This is a genomic window from Streptomyces chartreusis NRRL 3882 (assembly GCF_900236475.1).
Lineage (GTDB): Bacteria > Actinomycetota > Actinomycetes > Streptomycetales > Streptomycetaceae > Streptomyces > Streptomyces chartreusis_D.
This window is the reverse complement of the sequence record NZ_LT963352.1, coordinates 6,179,798-6,197,995: the sequence shown is the minus strand read 5'-3', so window position 1 is coordinate 6,197,995 and position 18,198 is coordinate 6,179,798. Positions and strand designations below refer to the sequence as shown.

Here is an 18,198-nt window from a genome sequence, read left to right as displayed (position 1 = left end):
AGAACATCCCCCATGCCGCACTGGTCCGTCTACACCGGCGACAGCGAGCCGCACGACGGCATCGACCACCTCCCCGCACCACCGCCCTGGCGTGCCTTCGACGGCGGGCCCGCCCTGCCGCCGCCGCACGACAGCGACGACGCGACGGCCGTCTCCCCCGACCGCGTGCACCGGGCGAAGTCGTACGTGGCCACCCCGGAGAGCGTCCGGCTCGTCAACGCCGCGCTGTGCCTGCGCCGCCCCCTGCTCGTCACCGGTCCGCCCGGCACCGGCAAGTCCTCACTCGCGTACGCGGTGGCGCGCGAGCTGCGCCTCGGACCGGTCCTGCGCTGGAACATCACCAGCCGCAGCACCCTCGCCGACGGCCTCTACCAGTACGACCCGCTGTCCCGGCTGTACGCGGCCCGGGAGCGGCAGGACGGGCCCGGCCGTGCCGCCGGTGACGTCGAGGACCACCTCCGCCTCGGCCCGCTCGGCACGGCCCTGCTCCCCTACGAACGGCCCCGCGCCCTGCTCGTCGACGAGATCGACAAGAGCGACCTCGACCTGCCGAACGACCTGCTGAACGTCCTGGAGGAGGGCCAGTACGAGATCCCGGAACTGGTGCGGGCCGCACGTCACTCCGGTGACGGCGCGGCCGAGGTCCTGGCGGACGGCACGGACACGCCGGTCACCGTCCACCGCGGGCGGGTCCGCTGCCGGGCCTTCCCGTTCGTGGTGCTGACCAGCAACGGCGAGCGCGAGTTCCCACCCGCCTTCCTGCGCCGCTGTGTCCGGCTGAAGCTGCGCCGCCCCGACCGGGACCAGCTCACCGACATCGTCCGCGCCCACCTGGACACCCCGGACGGTCACGCGGACCGTCTGATCACCCGCTTCCTGGAGCGGGCGGGCGGCGGCGAACTCGCCACCGATCAGCTGCTGAACGCCCTCTACCTCACAGGAGTCGCGGGCCTCGACGCCGAGTCCCGCGACGACCTCGCCGAGCAGCTGATGCCGTACCTCAGCGCGACGGCCGACGGCGATGGTTTCTGACCACGGCCCCGGGCCGTCCCCGGTTGCCCGGCTGGCCGCGGCCCTGTCCGCGGCCGGCGCGTCGCCGACGCCGCGCGAGCTGGCCGAACTGCTGTGGATGGCCGCCCTGTTGGACCGCGAACGGCAGGAGGAGGAGCCGTCGCGGGAGCCCGGCGAGGACCGCGCCCCGTCGTCCACCGCACCCGCACACGAGGCCGGCAACCCCGAGGCGAGCACCCCCGGGAAGGCAGACACTCCCACCCCCGTACCCCCGCAGCCGGAGCCGGTCCGCCACACCCCCGACCGCGTCCCGCTGACCCTGCCCGCCCCGCGCTCCCCGCAGCACCGGCACGACGCCCCGGGCGGCGGCGGATCCCCCCTCCTCGCCCCCGCACCCCCGATGCTGCCCCACCCCCTCGCGCTCCAGCGCGCCCTGCGTCCGCTGAAGCGCAAGGTGGCCTCCGCGCACGTCCGGGTGCTGGACGAGCGGGCGACGGCCGACCGCATCGCCCGGCTCGGCGCCCACCCCGACGTGTGGTTCCCGGTCCTGCGCCCGGCCCCCGACCGCTGGCTGCGCCTGAACCTCGTGCACGACACCGGCCCCACCATGCCGGTCTGGCGCCCCCTGGTGAGCGAACTGCACACCGCGCTGGCCCAGTCGGGCATCTTCCGTGACGTCACCCTGCACCCGGCGGCCCCCGACGGCCGGGCCCGCCACGTCCCGGTGCTCGACGACGGCCGCACCGTCACCCTCGTCGTCAGCGACTGCATGGGCCCGCAGTGGCGTCCGGGCGAGGCGGGCGACCGCTGGTACCGCACCCTGCGCCACTGGGCCCGCCACATGCCGCTCGCCGTGGTCCAGCCCCTCCCGGAACACCTCTGGCCCACCACCGCGCTCCCCGCCGAGCCGGGCCTGCTCACCTCCCCGTCCACGGCGGCCCCCTCGGCGCGCCTCGCCTTCACCCCCTACGAAGCCGCACCGCCCCCCGACCACGCCCTCCCCGTCCCGGTCCTGGAACCGGGCGCCCCCTGGCTCGCCCACTGGGCTGCCCTGGTCGCCGGCCCGGGCGGCGCCCGCACCCCGGGCGCGGCGGCATGGCTGCCGCCCTCCCCCGCACCGCCCGCCGAACCGACCCCCGACATCGCCTCGTCCTCCCCGGAGGACCTGGTCCTGCGCTTTCGCGCGACCGCGTCCCCGGAGGCCTTCCGCCTCGCCGGGCACCTCGCCCTGGCGGTCCCCTCGGTCCCGGTGATGCGCCTGGTCCAGCGCACCGTGGACCGCGACCCGCGCCCCCAGCACCTGGCCGAGGTGATCCTCAGCGGCATGCTCACCTCCGTCCCCGGGCCACCCGGCTCCTACGAGTTCCGGCCCGGTGTACGGGAGTTGCTGCTGCGCTCCCTCCCCCGCACGGCCCGGGGCCGCACCCGCGAGTTCCTCGAACAGGTCGGAGGCCTGATCGACGAACGGGCCGGACGCGCGGCCGGCGAGTTCCGGGCCGAGACGACCGGCGAACGCGACGGCTCGGGCATGGCGTTCGCGACGGTGAGCGAGGAGACGGTACGCCGGCTGGGCCACCGCGCCCGCCCCACGATCCTCTTCGAGGCCGACGACCTCACCGGCCACCCCGAGGCCCGCATCACCCTCGAATACGCGGTGCACGAGATGCTCTCCCGCGGCGCCCTCACCGCTTCCCAGTTCGACGTCCGGGTCCGCGGCAACGGCTACGTCGTCCACGCCGACCCCGGCACCTACGTGCTCCCCGTGCTGGTCGCGGTCCTGCGCGGGCTGCCCGAGGTCCTCACCGGGCTGGTGGACCCGCCGCGTCTGACCGTGACGTTCTGGGACCGGCCCACCCCGCCGCCGGAGGCACCGCCCGTGCCCGCCGACATCCTGGTGGTCGTCTCCCCGGACGTGTACGAGCAGTTCGCCGGCAGCTCGGCGGCGCAGGGGCCCCAGCGCTTCCAGCCCCTCTACCGGGGCGGCGCCACGGACACCCCGCCCGTCGCCTGGTACTGCCCGCTGTCCCCCGCCACCGCCGCCCCCGGACCCGAGGCCCGCGACCTGGTGCGGGGCCCCTTCATCACGCACGACCTGCGCCGGCTCGGGATACCGGCCCCGGGCCGCACGGCCGTCGTCCACACCCAGCCCGACGGCCCGCTCACCCTCCTCGACCCCGCCCAGCCGCACGGCGACGGGCCGCCGCGGCTCGTGACGTACTACGAGGTGGACCTCACCACCCACCAGTCCCACCACTGGGTCTCCCTGCCGAGCTCCGGCAAGGGCGCCTTCGCCGCCGCGGTCGAGCTGTCCTGGCGGGTGGACGACCCGGTCGCCTTCGTGCGCGCCGGGGTCACCCGGGTGTCCGAGCCGCTGCTCGGCCATCTGCTGGACGAGGCGGCCCGCATCACCCGGCGCCATCCACTGCGCCGGGCGGGCGCGGCCCAGCGCGCGGTCAACGCCGGGCTGCGCAGGTGGCCGGTGCCGGGGCTGTCGGTGGCGGCCTCGGTGGAGCTGGCCCCGGAGGGGGCGGCCCCGCCCGGCCTGCCGCAGGCCCCGGCCCGGTCGGCGCCCGACCTGTCCGGACTCCTGGATGAGGCCGAGACCGTGCTGCTCGGCTTCGACGGCCCCATGGCCCGGCTGTTCTCGGCGGCCACCGCCCGCGAGGCCGCGCTCGACCTGCTCACCCTCGTCACCGAGCACCGCGACCCGCAGGACGCCCTGACGGGCCGGCCCCTGGCCGCCGACGCGGCACGGGAGACGTTCGTCCATCCGCTCGACGTCCTGAGGGCCTTCGCCCGGGACCGGCTCGGCCCCCTGCTCCGCGACCGTCTCGACGCGATCGAACTGCGCGCGGTCCCCGACGCGCCGACGACCCACAACTCGGTGCCGCTGGTCCGGGCCCTGCACGACTCGGGCCGCCGCGTCAGCGTGGTCACGGACGTCAGCGCACCGGCCGTACACCGCTACCTCGACCCCTACGGCCTCCCCCTGGCCGGTATCCACGCCCGCGGCGAGGACCTCGCCCTGCTGACCCCGCACCCCGACTGCCTCCTGCGCGCGATGCACTCCTCGGGCGGCGCCGCCGCGACCGGCGTACTGATCGGCTCCACGGTCGCCGAACTCACCGCCGCCCAGCAGGCCGGAGTGCGCTTCGTCGGCCTCGCCCGCAACACCACCGCCGCCCGGCAGCTCGACGAGGCGGGCTGCGAGACCACCGTCAGCTCCCTGGCACCACTCCTGGAGGCCGCGCGCTCCCTCTAGGGGTGTCCGCGGAGTCCCGGTGGGCTGGAACCCCCCGTTCGGCGGCACCCCGCCCGGCCCCCTCCGAAAGGCGCCCCCGTCCCGTCCCACGCACCATGCGAGGGAGGCCCGCCGCCCGGCGGCCTCACGTCTGCGAGGCCCGCCACCTGGCGGCCTCCCACGGTCTGTGCTCTCGGGAGGACCTGCCATGACCGCCAGTCTGGAGCAGTTGCGCCGCTGCCACTTCGCCGTCGACCTGGGGGCGGCCCGCACCCGTGTCTACGTCAAGGGCGCCGGGCTCGTCGTCGACCAGCCGTCGGCCGCCGCCGTGAACAGCCGCACCGGCGCGCTGATCGCGGTCGGCGAGCTCGCGGAGAAGATGACGGGCCGCACACCGGACTACATCAGGGTGGTACGGCCGGTCTCCGGCGGCACCGTCGTCGACATCGAGATGGCGCAGCGCATGCTGCGACACCTGCTCGGCGACAAGATGCGCCGCAGCCTGCGCCGCAAGCCGATCCTGCGCGCCGCGGCCTGCACCCCGCACGACGCCGACCCGCTCGCCCAGCGCGCCGCCATCGAGACGCTGGTCGGCCTCGGGGCCCGCCGCGTGGAACTGGTCGACACGCTGATCGCCGCCGCCGTCGGCTGCGGACTGCCCGTGGAGCAGCCCGAGGCCACCATGATCATGGTGTGCGGTGCCGCGGCGACGCAGGTGGCCGTGCTGTCCCTCGGCTCGATCGTCACCGCCGAGCGCATCCCCGTGGGCGGCGAGGCCGTCGACAACGCGATCGTGCAGCACCTGCGGCACCGGCACGAGCTGATGCTGCCCAGCCAGTCGGTACGGCCGTTGCAGCTCGCCCTGTCCGGCAACGGCCTCACCCCGCACGGTCCGGCCTCGACGGAGATCCACGGGCGGGACGTCGCCACGGGCCTCGCCCGTTCCGTCCAGGTCGACACGGCCGCCGTCCGGGACGCCATCCAGACGCCGCTGACCGCCATCCTGGACGGCATCGGTGCCGTGCTGCGGTCCTGTCCGCCCGACCTGGTCGCCGACCTCGCCGACCGGGGGATCATGATGGTCGGCGGCAGTGCGCTGCTGCCGGGCCTGGACCAGATGCTGCGTCAGGCGACCGGGATGCCCGTGCACATCGCCGAGCGCCCGGACGTGTGCGCCGTGCAGGGGCTCGGCGCGATGATGGAGGGCAGGATCGAACCGCTGGCGCTGGATCCGCTGGGATCCTGAACCGCCGGGGCCCGAGGCCCGCCCTCAGCGCGCTGCCCTCAGCGGGCGAACCAGCAGCGCACGGTCGTCCCGCTGTCCCCCCTGTGCACCCGCACCAGGTCGGCGATGAGATTCACCAGCAGCAGCCCGCGCCCGCCGCGCTGGTCCCGGGGCACGGGCCGGCGCCCGGCCAGCACGTCCGCGAGCCGCCCTTCGTCGCGCACCTCGCACACCACGTACCTGTCCTCGGTCCACACCCGCAGCACCCCGGAACCGCCGCCGTGCACCACGCTGTTGGTGGTGAGCTCCGCCGTGGCGAGGGCCAGGTCGTCCAGCTTGACGCCGGTGAGGCCGAGCCGCGCGCCCTCCCCGACGGCCACGTGCCGGGCCTCGGAGAGCGAGCCGGAGTCGAAGGCGAACGTCAGCGCGTCCGGCACGGGCGGCAGCGCCTCGTTGTAGCGGTCGACGACGTCCCCGGGGGCGTACGCGTCGCTGCCCTGCTCCAGCCGGGAGCCGGAGGGGATGACGGTGGGATGCGTGGCGTAGGCGTCGGCGAGGACGTGCTCGGGGAGCTGCTCGACGTCGTACGGACACAGGATGGTCGCCGTACGGCCCCGGAAGGCCGCGTTGATGAGCGCCTCGTGCTGGACGCAGGCGGGGTACTCGGTGTCGGAGCGCCCGGCCCAGATGGGCTCGCCGATGATCCGCACCCGGCGTCCGGCCGGCTGGGCGTCGGCGAACGCGCGGAGCACGCCCGGGATGATCCGCCCGGGGTTGCGGCCGGCCTCGCGCATGTCGAGGAGCCGCACCGCCTCGGCGGCATCGCCCAGCGCGTCCCGGATCAGCGCGAGGTTCTTGCCCGGCACGGCGACGGCCACGGGTTCACCGGCCGCCAGACCTTCGCGCACGAAGGGCACGGTGACGTCGAGGTACTCCTCCTCGTCGCGGTAGAAGAGCGCGGGATGGACGAAGGGTTCCAGGGGACCGAAGGGTTCAGCCACGGCAGCGGTCATGACATCGACACCTCGATCCCCGCATGGCCGGGCCACAGCAGGTCCAGCGTCCGCCGCAGGGCCGCCGGCGGCCGTCGCACCACGAACCGCCGGCCGTCCCCGAGCTGCCCGGCGGCCGTCGCGAGCGCACCCGCGCCCGCGACGTCGACGAACGTCACGTCGGACAACTCCAGGTGGTACACGTCCTCATCCTCGCGAACGGCCTGCTCCAGTACGCCTTCCCAGATCGCACGGGTCGTCAGGACGACCTCGCCCGCCGCCCGGACACCCTGCCGCCCGGACAACGGGAACACCGCCAAGCCCGGCACGGGGTCACTGGACCCGGCGGCCGGCACCCGATACTGAGTGTTCAAGCCCCTCTCCCCACGCTTCTGGACCACAGCGCTCGTACCCGCCCGGGAGAGGCTCATTCCCCACTGTGGTGTGTAGTACGCCGTACGGCGGGCAGGCGCACCTCACACCGACGTCCACGGGGGCGAGTGACGTCGTGCAGTTCCCGCGAGGAGGAACGCGACCGACGAGGACCGAGAAGGCGGTGACATGACGTCTGCGGCATCACCACATCGCACAGGAGGGTTGAACACACTGGTCATCAGTGGCCGCGTGGACGCGGAACGGGCTGAGCTCACCCCGTGTGGTGAGCTGGTCCACGGCTGCGCGGAAACACTGGCCAGGACCCTGGCCGAACTGCCGCCCACGATCACGCGGGTGGATCTGGACATGGGGGGCGTGCACTTCATGGACACGGCGGGTCTGCAGTTCCTCGACGTGCTGGGCGACTTCGCCCGGCAGCGGTTCGTGACGGTCACGACCACGAACTGGAACGGCCAGCCGCGCCGGATCCTGGAACTGGCGGGCCTGGACACGACCGACCCCCTGCGGGCCACGCCCCGGCCCGACCCGGAGCCCGCCCAGCCGTCCGCCCCGGCCCCGTCCGCGGTCGCCCTGGAACGCGCGGAGCGCCTGCACGTCCTCCAGGAGGAGGTCGAGCAGCTCCGCCAGGCCATCGCCTCCCGCCCGGTCATCGACCAGGCCCGGGGCATCCTGATGGCGACCCACGGCTGCACGTCCGACGAGGCCTGGCACATCCTCCGCGAGACCTCCCAGCTCTCCAACACCAAGCTCCGCGACGTGGCCGCCGCGGTGACGGCGAGCGCGAAGTCGGACGGCCCCCGCCCGTCCCCCGCCCTCCGCGAGGCCTTGCAGCGAGCCATCACCCGCCGCGGCCGGACCTGAGAGCGAGACCGACGACCGCGCCGGCACCCTTTCCGAGGAGGACGGCACCGGCTCCTGACGGCACCCCGACCCACATGCACTAGCCCACGCGCTCATCGCACAACCTGGACGTGCCGTCCTCGTTGTGAGCGATGTGCCTCGCGCGAACACACGACCGGCAGACCGACGAGCGACCTCCGCACGGGCGGTGATCGGCGACGATCCGGCGCTGCGGGCGGCCTACGGGCTGTGCCGGCGCCGGACCAGGGAGCAGGACCCGGCGGAGTACGCGCTGATCCAGCTGGTGCCCGCGGGGCTGCGCCCGGCCTGCTGGGCCCTCTGGGCGGCGGCCAACGCGCTCGACGACCTGGGCGACGACCGCACCGCGCCCGCCGCCGAACGGGCCGCCCGGGTCGAGGAGTGGATCACCGCCCTGCACCGCGAGCTGCCCACCGGCACGAGCCCGGACCCGGTCCGCCACGCCCTGGTCGACACCGCGGCGCGCTGGCGCCTGGACCTGTCCGAGCTGCACGGCGCCATGGTCCAGGTCCAGGACGACACCCGCGGCAGGCACTTCACCGACTGGGCCGCGTGGCGCACCTGGGGCCGGGACAACCTGCTGCCCTGGTTCGGCCAGGTCCGCACCCTCTTCGACCGGGCGGGCGTCCCCGTGGCACTCCGGCTGGACTGCCGGGAGGCCTACGAGGAGTTCCTCGACGGCGTCCGGCTCACGGACATCCTGACCGACCTGTCCGCCGACCTCGCCCAGGGCGACCTCCTCCTGCCCGACGAGGCCGTGCGGTCCTGCCCGGGGGCCGCGGACGACCTGGCGCACCGGCGCTGGAGCCCCGCCGTCGCGGCCCTGGTCACGCAGCTGACCGGCCTGGCCCGCCAGTGGGTGACCCAGGACGGCCTCTGCCGCGGCATGCACCCCGGGCCCGCCACCGTCCTGACCACCATGGCCGCCCTGCTCCGCGCCCAGCTCGACGCGATCGGCTCCGCCGGCCCGGCTCTCCTGCGGCGCCCGCCCCGGCCCGCGCTCCGCACCCGGGCCCGCATCCTCGTCCCCGCCCGGGCCCGCGCCGCCCTGGCCTGGAGTCTGACTCCGCCGACGGTGCCGCCCGCACGGCCCGCCGGGCCCGGCGACCCGTCCCCGGCCGGGCGGACGGCACCCGTCCGGAGCTTCCGGCCGCCGCCACCGCACCCCGGCGGCCATCGGCCCCCGCCCCTCCCGCCGGACCGGCTCCCCGCCCACGTCGCCGTGATCATGGACGGCAACGGCCGCTGGGCCCAGCAGCGCGGGCTGCCCCGGCACGAGGGACACCGGGCCGGCGCCGCCGCCGTCCGCGAGGTGGTGCACGGCGCGCTGGAGATCGGTCTGCGGCACCTGACGCTCTACACCTTCTCCACCGAGAACTGGCACCGCGATCCGCGGGAGGTCGACGCCATCCTGGACCTCCTGCGCCGCGAGGTCGTCGACGACCCCTTCCGCGACCTCGACGTCCGGCTGCGCTGGCACGGCCGCGCCGGCCGCCTGCCGCCCGACCTGGCCGACCTGCTCCACCTGCGGGAGCGCGGTACCCGCACGCGCACCGGCCTGACGCTGACGATGTGCATCGACTACGGCGGCCGCGACGAGCTCACCCGCGCCGCCGCGGCCCTCGCCCGCCGGGCCCGGGCCGGCCAGCTGGATCCCGACCTGATCGGCGAGGAGGACTTCGCGCGGCACCTGCCCCGCCCGGACATGCCGGACGTCGACCTGCTCTGGCGCACCGGCAACGAGCAGCGCACCTCCAACTTCCTGCCCTGGCACACCGCCTACGCCGAGCTGCACTTCACCCCGGACCTCTGGCCCGACACCGACCGCCGCCACCTGTGGCAGGCGATCACCGCGTACACCCACCGCCAGCGCCGCCACGGCTCCGCCCCGACGCCCACGCCCTGAGCCGAACGCCGCTTTGTGCGGGGGACGCCGCGTCGGCCGGGAGCGGTGCCCCTGCCGACTGGAGGGTGCCACCCCACCGTGACGAGGCACTGGTCCGCTCGGGCTTCGAACTCATTCTCGGCGCGTCCGAGGACATCGAGGTCGTCGCGACCGCGAGCGGCGGCGACGCGGTGGGGACCGTCCGCCGGGAGCGACCCGACGTGGTGCTGCTGGACATCCGGATGCCGGACGTCGACGGGCTCACCGTCCTGCGCGAGCTGCGCACGATGCCCGATCCGCCGGTGGTGGCGATGCTGACCACGTTCGACACCGACGAGTACATCCTGACCGCGCTGCACTCCGGCGCGGCCGGCTTCCTCCTCAAGGACACCGAGCCCGACCAGCTCGCCCACCTGGTGCGCACCCTGGCCGCGGGCGGTGTCGTGCGGCACGGTGAAGGACCACGTCAGCGCGGTCCTCACCAAGCTGCGGGTGACGAGCCGGGTGCAGGCCGCGCTGCTGGCGCAGCGGGCCGGACTGCTGGACGAGCGCCCGCGGTCGGAGGCCGGCCGATGAGCCGTGCGCGCGCCGTGTGGCAGCGGGTTCCCGCACCGGTCGTCGACCGCACAGACGGCAGCCGACGTCGCCCTACCGCGTCCGCGCACCGGCCATCTACTCACCCGCAGGTCAGGGTGTGGAGCTCCCCCGAGCACCGCCCGACTCCAAACCCACGAGCAGCGGATTCGGTCCGTCCAGGCGAAGTTGACGCTCCGGCACCCAAAAATGAACGTTTCAGCAGGTCAGCGACCTGCAAAGGTGGGGCGGGTGGGACTCGAACCCACGGCCGACGGATTATGAGTCCGCTGCTCTAACCGGCTGAGCTACCGCCCCATAGCGGCGTGTCGCGTACATGTGTGCGCGCCGTCTGCCGCAGCATAGCCGCTCATACGATCTCCTGCTTCGGATGGTCGGCTACGCACGGCCTTCGTGACCATGAGGACTGCGCCCGGCGCCGCGCGGTTCCCGGAAGATCGGAACGGACATGAAAAAGGACCCCTGCGGGGGTCCTCGTTCAGCATGCTCCCCCGACTGGACTCGAACCAGTAACCTGCCGGTTAACAGCCGGCTGCTCTGCCAATTGAGCTACGGAGGACCGAGCTCCCCGGACTGGACTCGAACCAGTAACCTGCCGGTTAACAGCCGGCTGCTCTGCCAATTGAGCTACCGAGGAAGGTCTCGTTTTGCATCGAACGTACCTACCTGGGTATTCGCCAGGGGGCGCGCGCTCGCTGCGACACATACATTAGCGCAAGCAGGGGGGTGCTCCGCCAATCGGTACTCCCCGGCGCCGTCGCCGCATCGGAGACCTACGCAAGGGAAGGGTGGCCGCCATGCGTTACCGGCTCACGTTCGTCGCCGGAGTCGTCCTGGGTTACGTGCTGGGCACGAGGGCCGGACGCGAGCGCTACGAACAGCTGAAGAAGTCGGCCCAGCAGTTCGCACAGAACCCGGCCGTCCGTAACACCGCGGAGACGGCAGCCCAGCAGGGCCGCGAGTTCGCGGGCAAGGCCTACCACGTGGTGAGCGACAGGGTCGGCGACCGCGTCCCCGACTCGGTGGCCGAACGCGTCCGCCACCTCAAGGAGCGCGCCACCCACAACGGCGGCGAGGACGACTGGGGCACGAGCAACACGTAACAGTCCCTTGTCAGGCGCCGAGTACGCCCGCGCCCCCAAGGGGCGCGGGGAACTGCGCGACCGGCCACGACGAGACCCGCACCCGAAGCCCGGCGACACCCCCCACGGCGCCCACGGCTCCAGCCGGCGCAGCGGTACGGCAGAATTTTGGCCATGGGGATAGTCGCCGGGTTGGACAGTTCACCCGATTTCACTCGTATCGTCGTCTGTGACACGGACTCCGGAGCCGTGCTCAGGCAGGGATATGCACCGCATCCGGTGGAGAGCCCCGACAGCGGCGGCCGGCCGTCCGACGTCGACCCGCAGGCCTGGCTGCTGTCCCTGGGCGAGGCCGCGGGCGGCGGGCTGCTGGAGGGCGTGCAGGCGATCGGCGTCTCGGCGCAGCAGAACGCCGTCGTGCCGCTGGACGCGCAGGGCAACACCGTGCGGCCGGCGATGGTCGGCGCCGACAAGCGGACGCAGGTCGCGGCGGCCGACCTGATCGACGCGCTCGGGGGGCGCGAGGCGTGGGCGCAGGCGGTGGGGTGTGTGCCGCAGGCCGCGCAGCCGGTGACGAAGCTGCGCTGGCTGGCCCGGACCGAGCCGGAGAACGCGCAGCGCACCGCGATCCTGCTGCAGGCCCATGACTGGCTGGTGTGGCAGCTGCTGGGCCGGCCGGTCCGCAGAACCACCGACCGGGGCGGGGCGTCCGGGACCGGGTACTGGTCCGCGGCGACCGGCGCCTACCGGCCCGACCTGGTCGAGCTGGCGCTCGGGCACCAGGTGATGCTGCCGGAGGTGATCGGCCCGGCGGACGCGGCCGGTACGACGCCGGAGGGGCTGCTGATCTCCGTAGGGACCGGCGAGACCATGGCGGCGGCGTTCGGGCTCGGCATCGGGCTCGGGGACGCCGTCGTGTCGCTGGGCGCGTCCGGGTCCGTGATGGCCGTGCATCCCGAGGCGCTGGTCGACGGCTCCGGCATGATCACCGCGTTGGCCGACGCGACCGGCATGCACCTGCCGGTCGTCACCACGCTGAACGCCGTACGCACGCTGCGCGGGACCGCGGAGCTGCTGGGGCTGCCCGATCTGGAGAGCCTGTCCGAGCTGGCGATGAAGTCGACGCCGGGGGCGCACGGGCTGGTGCTGCTGCCCTATCTGGAGGGTGAGCGGACGCCGAACCTGCCGCACACCGCGGGGACCCTGGCGGGGCTCAGGCGCGAGTCGATGAAGGCGGAGCATCTGGCGCGGGCCGCGTTCGAGGGCATGCTGTGCGGGCTCGCGGACGCGCTGGACATGCTGCGCGCCCGGGGTGTGGAGGTGCGGCGGGTGTTCCTGCTCGGTCCGGCCGCCGAGCTGCCCGCCGTGCAGGCGGCCGCGCCGTCGCTGTTCGGGACGCAGGTCGTGGTGCCGCAACCGGCGGACTACGCGGCGATCGGGGCCGCCCGGCAGGCGGCATGGGCGCTCGGGGCGTCCCAGGGCACGCTCGACGCGCGGACCCCGCCGGCCTGGCAGGGCGCGGTCGCGCAGGTGCTGGAGCCCGGGGAGGAGCTGGCCGTGGGGCAGGCGGTGCGGCAGCAGTTCGTGTCGGTGCGGGAGCAGACGCATCCCGGGGCGTTTTGACCGCCTGTTGGGTTAATTCGGTTGAGGTAACGCGGGTGGAGTGTTCGACGATAGGGGCCACGGGCAACCAACCGCCCCGTCACCCCACTCCGAGAGAAGCAGCGTGCTCATACGACTCCTGCGGACCTGTCTCAGGCCCTACAAGAGACCCATCGCTCTGCTGGTGCTGCTGCAGTTCCTGCAGACCTGCGCCACGCTCTACCTGCCCACGCTGAACGCGCACATCATCGACCGGGGTGTCGTGAACGGCGACACCGGCTACATCCTCGGCTACGGCGCCCTGATGATCGGCATGTCGCTGGTCCAGGTCGTGTGCAACATCGGTGCCGTGTACTACGGCGCCCGTACGGCGTCGGCGCTCGGGCGGGACGTGCGGGCCGCCGTGTTCGACCGGGTGCAGTCGTTCTCCGCGCGTGAGGTGGGTCACTTCGGGGCCCCCTCGCTGATCACCCGCACGACGAACGACGTCCAGCAGGTGCAGATGCTGGTGCTGATGACGTTCACACTGATGGTGTCGGCGCCGATCATGTGCGTGGGCGGCATCGTGCTGGCGCTCGGGCTGGACGTGCCGCTGTCCGGGGTGCTGGTGGCGGTCGTGCCGGTGCTGGGCATCTGCGTGACGCTGATCGTGCGGCGGCTGCGGCCGCTGTTCCGGGCCATGCAGGAGCGGCTGGACACGGTGAACCGGGTGCTGCGCGAGCAGATCACCGGCAACCGCGTCATCCGGGCCTTCGTCCGGGACGAGTACGAGCAGCAGCGCTTCCGGAAGGCCAACACCGATCTCACCGACTTCGCGCTGGGCACCGGCAACCTGCTCGCGCTGATGTTCCCGATCGTCATGACGGTGGTGAACATGTCGTCCATCGCCGTGGTGTGGTTCGGCGCGCACCGGATCGACAGCGGCGGGATGCAGATCGGTGACCTGACGGCGTTCCTCGCCTATCTGATGCAGATCGTCATGTCCGTGATGATGGCCACCTTCATGTTCATGATGGTGCCGCGCGCGGAGGTGTGTGCGGAGCGCATCCAGGAGGTGCTGGACACCTCGTCGAGCGTCGTGCCGCCGTCCGCGCCCGTGCGGGAGCTGCGGCGGCACGGGCATCTGGAGCTCCGCGGGGCGGGCTTCCGCTACCCGGGTGCCGAGGAGCCGGTGCTGCGGGCCGTGGACCTGGTGGCCCGGCCGGGCGAGACGACCGCCGTCATCGGCTCGACCGGCAGCGGCAAGTCCACGCTGCTCGGGCTGGTCCCGCGGCTGTTCGACGCGACCGAGGGGCAGGTGCTCGTGGACGGTGTCGAGGCGGCGGAGATCGATCCGGAGCTGCTCGCGAAGACCGTCGGGCTGGTGCCCCAGAAGCCGTATCTGTTCGCGGGCACGGTCGCGACCAACCTGCGCTACGGCAATCCGGACGCCACCGACGAGGAGCTGTGGCACGCGCTGGAGGTGGCGCAGGCCAAGGAGTTCGTCCAGCGGCTGGAGGGCGGGCTCGACGCGCCGATCGCGCAGGGCGGGACGAACGTCTCGGGCGGTCAGCGGCAGCGGCTCGCGATCGCCCGGACGCTCGTGCAGCGGCCGGAGATCTACCTCTTCGACGACTCCTTCTCCGCCCTCGACTACGCCACGGACGCCGCCCTGCGCGCCGCGCTCGCGCAGGAGACCGCGGAGGCGACCGTGGTGATCGTCGCCCAGCGGGTGGCGACCATCCGGGACGCCGACCGGATCGTCGTCCTCGACGAGGGCCGGGTCGTCGGCACCGGCCGGCACCACGAGCTGATGGCGGACAACGAGACCTACCGGGAGATCGTGCTCTCCCAGCTCACGGAAGCGGAGGCTGCCTGATGGCGGGGCCCATGGGGCGGATGATGGCCGGGGGCGGCCCCGACCAGCGCTCGCTGGACTTCAAGGGGTCGGGCAAACGGCTCGTCGCGCGGTTCCGGCCGGAGCGCATCACCATCGTCGTGCTGCTGGCGTGCGTGGTGCTCAGCGTCGGCCTCAACGTCGTCGGGCCGAAGATCCTCGGCAAGGCGACCGACCTGGTCTTCGCGGGCATCGTCGGGCGGGGGATGCCGGAGGGGGCGAGCAAGGAGCAGGTGCTCGACCAGATGCGGCAGCGCGGGGACGGTGACGTCGCCGACATGCTGCGCAGCACCGACTTCACCCCGGGCGAGGGCATCGACTTCACCGCCGTCGGGCACGTGCTGCTGCTCGCGCTGGGCGTGTTCACGGTGGCCGGGCTGCTGATGGCGGTGGCGACGCGGCTGGTGAACCGGGCCGTGAACCACACCATGTTCCGGATGCGCGAGGACGTGCAGACGAAGCTGTCGCGGCTGCCGCTGTCGTACTTCGACAAGCGCCAGCGCGGCGAGGTGCTGTCCCGGGCGACGAACGACATCGACAACATCGGGCAGACGCTCCAGCAGTCGATGGGGCAGCTCATCAACTCGGTGCTGACCATCATCGGCGTGCTCGCCATGATGTTCTACGTCTCGTGGATCCTGGCGCTGGTCGCGCTGGTGACGGTGCCGCTGTCGTTCGTCATCGCCACGCGCGTGGGCAAGCGGTCGCAGCCGCACTTCGTGCAGCAGTGGCGCTCGACGGGCGCCCTGAACGCGCACATCGAGGAGATGTACACCGGGCACGCGCTCGTGAAGGTGTTCGGACGGCAGGAGGAGTCGGCGCGGCAGTTCGCCGAGCAGAACGAGGCGCTGTACGAGGCCGGGTTCCGGGCGCAGTTCAACAGCGGCGTCATGCAGCCGCTGATGTTCTTCGTGTCGAACCTCAACTACGTGCTGGTCGCGGTCGTCGGCGGGCTGCGGGTCGCCACTGGCTCGCTGTCCATCGGTGATGTGCAGGCCTTCATCCAGTACTCGCGGCAGTTCTCCATGCCGCTGACGCAGGTCGCGTCCATGGCGAACCTGGTGCAGTCGGGCGTCGCCTCGGCCGAGCGGGTCTTCGAACTGCTGGACGCGGAGGAGCAGGGCGCCGACCCGGTGCCGGGCGTGCGGCCCGAGGAACTGCGCGGGCAGGTGGCGCTGGAGCACGTGTCGTTCCGCTACGACCCCGACAAGCCGCTGATCGAGGACCTGTCGCTGAAGGTCGAGCCCGGGCAGACGGTGGCCATCGTCGGCCCGACCGGTGCCGGCAAGACGACGCTGGTGAACCTCTTGATGCGGTTCTACGACGTCACCGGCGGGCGTATCACCCTCGACGGGGTCGACATCGCGCGGATGTCCCGGGACGAACTGCGCGCCGGGATCGGCATGGTGCTCCAGGACACCTGGCTGTTCGGCGGCACCATCGCGGAGAACATCGCGTACGGGGCCGCGCGGGACGTGACGCGGGGGGAGATCGAGGAGGCGGCCCGGGCCGCGCACGCGGACCGGTTCATCCGTACGCTGCCGGACGGGTACGACACGGTGATCGACGACGAGGGGGCGGGGGTCAGCGCGGGTGAGAAGCAGCTGATCACCATCGCCCGGGCGTTTCTGTCCGACCCGGTGATCCTGGTGCTCGACGAGGCCACCAGCTCGGTCGACACCCGCACCGAGGTACTCATCCAGAAGGCGATGGCCAAACTCGCGCACGGACGCACCTCGTTCGTCATCGCACACCGGCTGTCGACGATCCGGGACGCGGACACGATTCTGGTGATGGAGAACGGGGCGATCGTGGAGCAGGGCGGACACGAGGAGCTGCTGGCGGCGGGCGGGGCCTACGCCCGGCTGTACAAGGCGCAGTTCGCGCAGGCGGCGGCAGAGGTCGACTGAGCTGGTCGCGTCCCACGCGGCGGAGCCGCACATCGATACAGCCCCGCGCCCCTGACGGGCGTCAGCTGAACGCCCCCGAGGGGCGCGGGGAACTGCGCGAACGACCCCCGCCGGCCCGCGGGCGGCATCAGTCCAGATAACCCCTCAGCTGGTCCGCGAAGGCGTGGTCGCGGAGCTTGTTCAGGGTCTTCGACTCGATCTGCCGTATGCGTTCCCTGGTGACGCCGAAGATGCGGCCGATCTCCTCCAGCGTGCGGGGGCGGCCGTCGGCGAGGCCGTAGCGGAGCTGGACGACCTTGCGCTCCCGCTCCCCCAGGGTCGACAGGACCGCTTCCAGATGCTCCTTGAGCAGGAGGAACGCGGCGGATTCGACGGGGCTGGTGGCGTCGCCGTCCTCGATCAGGTCGCCGAGGGCGACGTCGTCCTCCTCGCCCACGGGCGCGTGCAACGACACCGGCTCCTGGGCGAGGCGCAGCACTTCGCTGACGCGCTCCGGGGGCAGGTCGAGGTGGGCGGCGACCTCTTCCGGTGTCGGCTCGTACCCCCGCTCCTGGAGCATGCGGCGCTGGACGCGGACGACCCGGTTGATGAGCTCCACGACGTGCACGGGGACGCGGATGGTGCGGGCCTGGTCGGCCAGGGCGCGGGACATGGCCTGGCGGATCCACCAGGTGGCGTAGGTGGAGAACTTGTAGCCGCGGGCGTAGTCGAACTTCTCGACGGCCCGGATGAGCCCCAGGTTGCCCTCCTGGACGAGGTCGAGCATGGTCAGGCCGCGCCCGACGTAGCGCTTGGCGACGGAGACGACCAGGCGCAGGTTGGCCTCGATGAGGCGGCGCTTGGCCATCCGGCCCATGACGACGAGGCGGTCGAGGTCCAGCGCCAGCTGGCTGTCCAGGTCGGGGGCGAGTCGCAGCTTCTCCTCGGCGAACAGGCCGGCCTCGACGCGGCGGGCGAGTTCGACCTCCTCGGCGGCGGTCAGCAGGGGGATGCGGCCGATCTCCCGCAGGTACTGGCGGAACAGGTCGGAGGAGGGGCCACCGGTGTCGGGGCGGGCCGGTGGCGGTTCGACGGCCTCGGGAGCCTCGGCCGTCTCGATGGCCTCGGCGGGCGGCTCCTCCGGTTCCGTCTCGGGGCGGAGCACGACGCGGCTCTGCGCCGGGACCGCGGGGAGGACGTCGTCCTCCGCGTCCGGTGCGCTGCCGTCGACGCCGACGGCACCGCTGGCGTCGGTCTGGGTGAGGGTCTGGGTCTGCACGGGGGCGACCTCCAGGATGATCGCTGCCAAGGAGGGCGGCAGCGGTACTTCGGGGGCGGAGTCGGCGGCCTCGCCGCTGTCCGTCCCGTACGCGATGAGCGGAACCGCGGGGGTCTGGGACCCGTCGGGGACGGATCGGCCGCGCTCCGAGGACTCAGGCACCGGAACCCAGTGTGGGGTAAGACACATCCTCGCCACGAGGGGCGTGCGATGACTTTTTGCTTCCGGTCCGTGACCGCGCGGTGAC

12 protein-coding genes, 3 tRNA genes and 1 pseudogene are annotated in these 18,198 nt (G+C 73.2%); 10 read left to right on the top strand and 6 right to left on the bottom strand.

Annotated features, from left to right (window positions below; genetic code table 11):
• Positions 1-12: 12 nt before the first annotated feature.
• From SCNRRL3882_RS28015 to SCNRRL3882_RS28005, 3 genes are all read left to right on the top strand, one after another.
• Positions 13-1,032, top strand: a complete 1,020-nt coding sequence (locus SCNRRL3882_RS28015; protein WP_010042269.1) for an AAA family ATPase — start codon at positions 13-15, stop codon at positions 1,030-1,032.
• Positions 1,022-4,273 carry an SAV_2336 N-terminal domain-related protein gene (locus SCNRRL3882_RS42285; RefSeq protein WP_010042268.1) on the top strand — a complete coding sequence of 1,084 codons (3,252 nt, stop codon included), beginning with the start codon at positions 1,022-1,024 and terminating at the stop codon, positions 4,271-4,273. The genes SCNRRL3882_RS28015 and SCNRRL3882_RS42285 overlap by 11 nt, the downstream gene beginning before the upstream one ends.
• A gap of 187 nt (positions 4,274-4,460) precedes the next feature.
• The gene (locus SCNRRL3882_RS28005; RefSeq protein ID WP_010042267.1) at positions 4,461-5,498 is read left to right on the top strand and encodes a rod shape-determining protein; all 1,038 of its coding nucleotides are present in this window, start codon (positions 4,461-4,463) and stop codon (positions 5,496-5,498) included.
• Between the two features lie 38 nt (positions 5,499-5,536).
• Here SCNRRL3882_RS28005 and SCNRRL3882_RS28000 read toward each other — a convergent pair whose 3' ends face one another.
• Both SCNRRL3882_RS28000 and SCNRRL3882_RS27995 read right to left on the bottom strand, forming a co-directional pair.
• Positions 5,537-6,490, bottom strand: a complete 954-nt coding sequence (locus tag SCNRRL3882_RS28000) for a sensor histidine kinase (RefSeq protein ID WP_010042266.1) — start codon at positions 6,488-6,490, stop codon at positions 5,537-5,539.
• Positions 6,487-6,843, bottom strand: coding sequence for an STAS domain-containing protein (locus tag SCNRRL3882_RS27995; RefSeq protein ID WP_050810269.1), 357 nt, complete (start codon positions 6,841-6,843; stop codon positions 6,487-6,489). Before SCNRRL3882_RS27995 ends, SCNRRL3882_RS28000 begins: the two co-directional genes overlap by 4 nt.
• Before the next feature lie 187 nt (positions 6,844-7,030).
• Here SCNRRL3882_RS27995 and SCNRRL3882_RS27990 point away from each other — a divergent pair, with 187 nt between their 5' ends.
• From SCNRRL3882_RS27990 to SCNRRL3882_RS27980, 3 genes and pseudogenes are all read left to right on the top strand, one after another.
• Entirely contained in the window at positions 7,031-7,726 is a 696-nt protein-coding gene (locus SCNRRL3882_RS27990; RefSeq protein WP_040903443.1) for an ANTAR domain-containing protein, read from the top strand.
• 187 nt (positions 7,727-7,913) lie between these two features.
• A complete protein-coding gene (uppS, locus tag SCNRRL3882_RS27985; RefSeq protein WP_010042262.1) occupies positions 7,914-9,650 on the top strand; it encodes a polyprenyl diphosphate synthase in 1,737 nt (578 codons plus the stop codon).
• Positions 9,651-9,715: 65 nt separating this feature from the next.
• Positions 9,716-10,205 (top strand): annotated as a pseudogene (locus SCNRRL3882_RS27980) (response regulator).
• Positions 10,206-10,446: 241 nt separating this feature from the next.
• On the opposite strand, the gene SCNRRL3882_RS27975 reads toward SCNRRL3882_RS27980, so the two are convergent.
• From SCNRRL3882_RS27975 to SCNRRL3882_RS27965, 3 genes are all read right to left on the bottom strand, one after another.
• Positions 10,447-10,520: transfer RNA gene (locus tag SCNRRL3882_RS27975), tRNA-Ile, on the bottom strand.
• A 189-nt stretch (positions 10,521-10,709) separates the two neighbouring features.
• Positions 10,710-10,782 (bottom strand) — tRNA-Asn (locus SCNRRL3882_RS27970).
• Between the two features lie 5 nt (positions 10,783-10,787).
• A tRNA-Asn gene (locus SCNRRL3882_RS27965) sits at positions 10,788-10,860 on the bottom strand.
• A 160-nt stretch (positions 10,861-11,020) separates the two neighbouring features.
• Here SCNRRL3882_RS27965 and SCNRRL3882_RS27960 point away from each other — a divergent pair.
• From SCNRRL3882_RS27960 to SCNRRL3882_RS27945, 4 genes are all read left to right on the top strand, one after another.
• Positions 11,021-11,326: a hypothetical protein gene (locus SCNRRL3882_RS27960; protein ID WP_010042257.1), complete on the top strand. Its 306-nt coding sequence runs from the start codon at positions 11,021-11,023 to the stop codon at positions 11,324-11,326.
• Between the two features lie 153 nt (positions 11,327-11,479).
• On the top strand, positions 11,480-12,928 hold the full coding sequence (locus SCNRRL3882_RS27955; RefSeq protein ID WP_029181345.1) for an FGGY family carbohydrate kinase: 1,449 nt from the start codon (positions 11,480-11,482) through the stop codon (positions 12,926-12,928).
• Between the two features lie 103 nt (positions 12,929-13,031).
• Entirely contained in the window at positions 13,032-14,765 is a 1,734-nt protein-coding gene (locus SCNRRL3882_RS27950) for an ABC transporter ATP-binding protein (RefSeq protein WP_010042254.1), read from the top strand.
• Complete coding sequence (locus SCNRRL3882_RS27945; RefSeq protein ID WP_029181344.1) at positions 14,765-16,693, top strand: ABC transporter ATP-binding protein; 1,929 nt, start codon at positions 14,765-14,767, stop codon at positions 16,691-16,693. Before SCNRRL3882_RS27950 ends, SCNRRL3882_RS27945 begins: the two co-directional genes overlap by 1 nt.
• A 127-nt stretch (positions 16,694-16,820) precedes the next feature.
• Here the strand turns inward: SCNRRL3882_RS27945 and SCNRRL3882_RS27940 are convergent, their stop codons facing one another.
• Positions 16,821-18,113, bottom strand: a complete 1,293-nt coding sequence (locus SCNRRL3882_RS27940) for an RNA polymerase sigma factor (protein ID WP_010042249.1) — start codon at positions 18,111-18,113, stop codon at positions 16,821-16,823.
• Positions 18,114-18,198 lie beyond the last annotated feature (85 nt).

Coding starts and splice junctions, on each gene's coding strand:
- SCNRRL3882_RS28005 (WP_010042267.1), top strand. CDS start 4,461: ATGACCGCCAGTCTGGAGCAGTTGCGCCGCTGCCACTTCGCCGTCGAC.
- SCNRRL3882_RS28000 (WP_010042266.1), bottom strand. CDS start 6,490: ATGACCGCTGCCGTGGCTGAACCCTTCGGTCCCCTGGAACCCTTCGTC.
- SCNRRL3882_RS27960 (WP_010042257.1), top strand. CDS start 11,021: ATGCGTTACCGGCTCACGTTCGTCGCCGGAGTCGTCCTGGGTTACGTG.
- SCNRRL3882_RS42285 (WP_010042268.1), top strand. CDS start 1,022: ATGGTTTCTGACCACGGCCCCGGGCCGTCCCCGGTTGCCCGGCTGGCC.
- SCNRRL3882_RS28015 (WP_010042269.1), top strand. CDS start 13: ATGCCGCACTGGTCCGTCTACACCGGCGACAGCGAGCCGCACGACGGC.
- SCNRRL3882_RS27945 (WP_029181344.1), top strand. CDS start 14,765: ATGGCGGGGCCCATGGGGCGGATGATGGCCGGGGGCGGCCCCGACCAG.
- SCNRRL3882_RS27990 (WP_040903443.1), top strand. CDS start 7,031: ATGACGTCTGCGGCATCACCACATCGCACAGGAGGGTTGAACACACTG.
- SCNRRL3882_RS27955 (WP_029181345.1), top strand. CDS start 11,480: ATGGGGATAGTCGCCGGGTTGGACAGTTCACCCGATTTCACTCGTATC.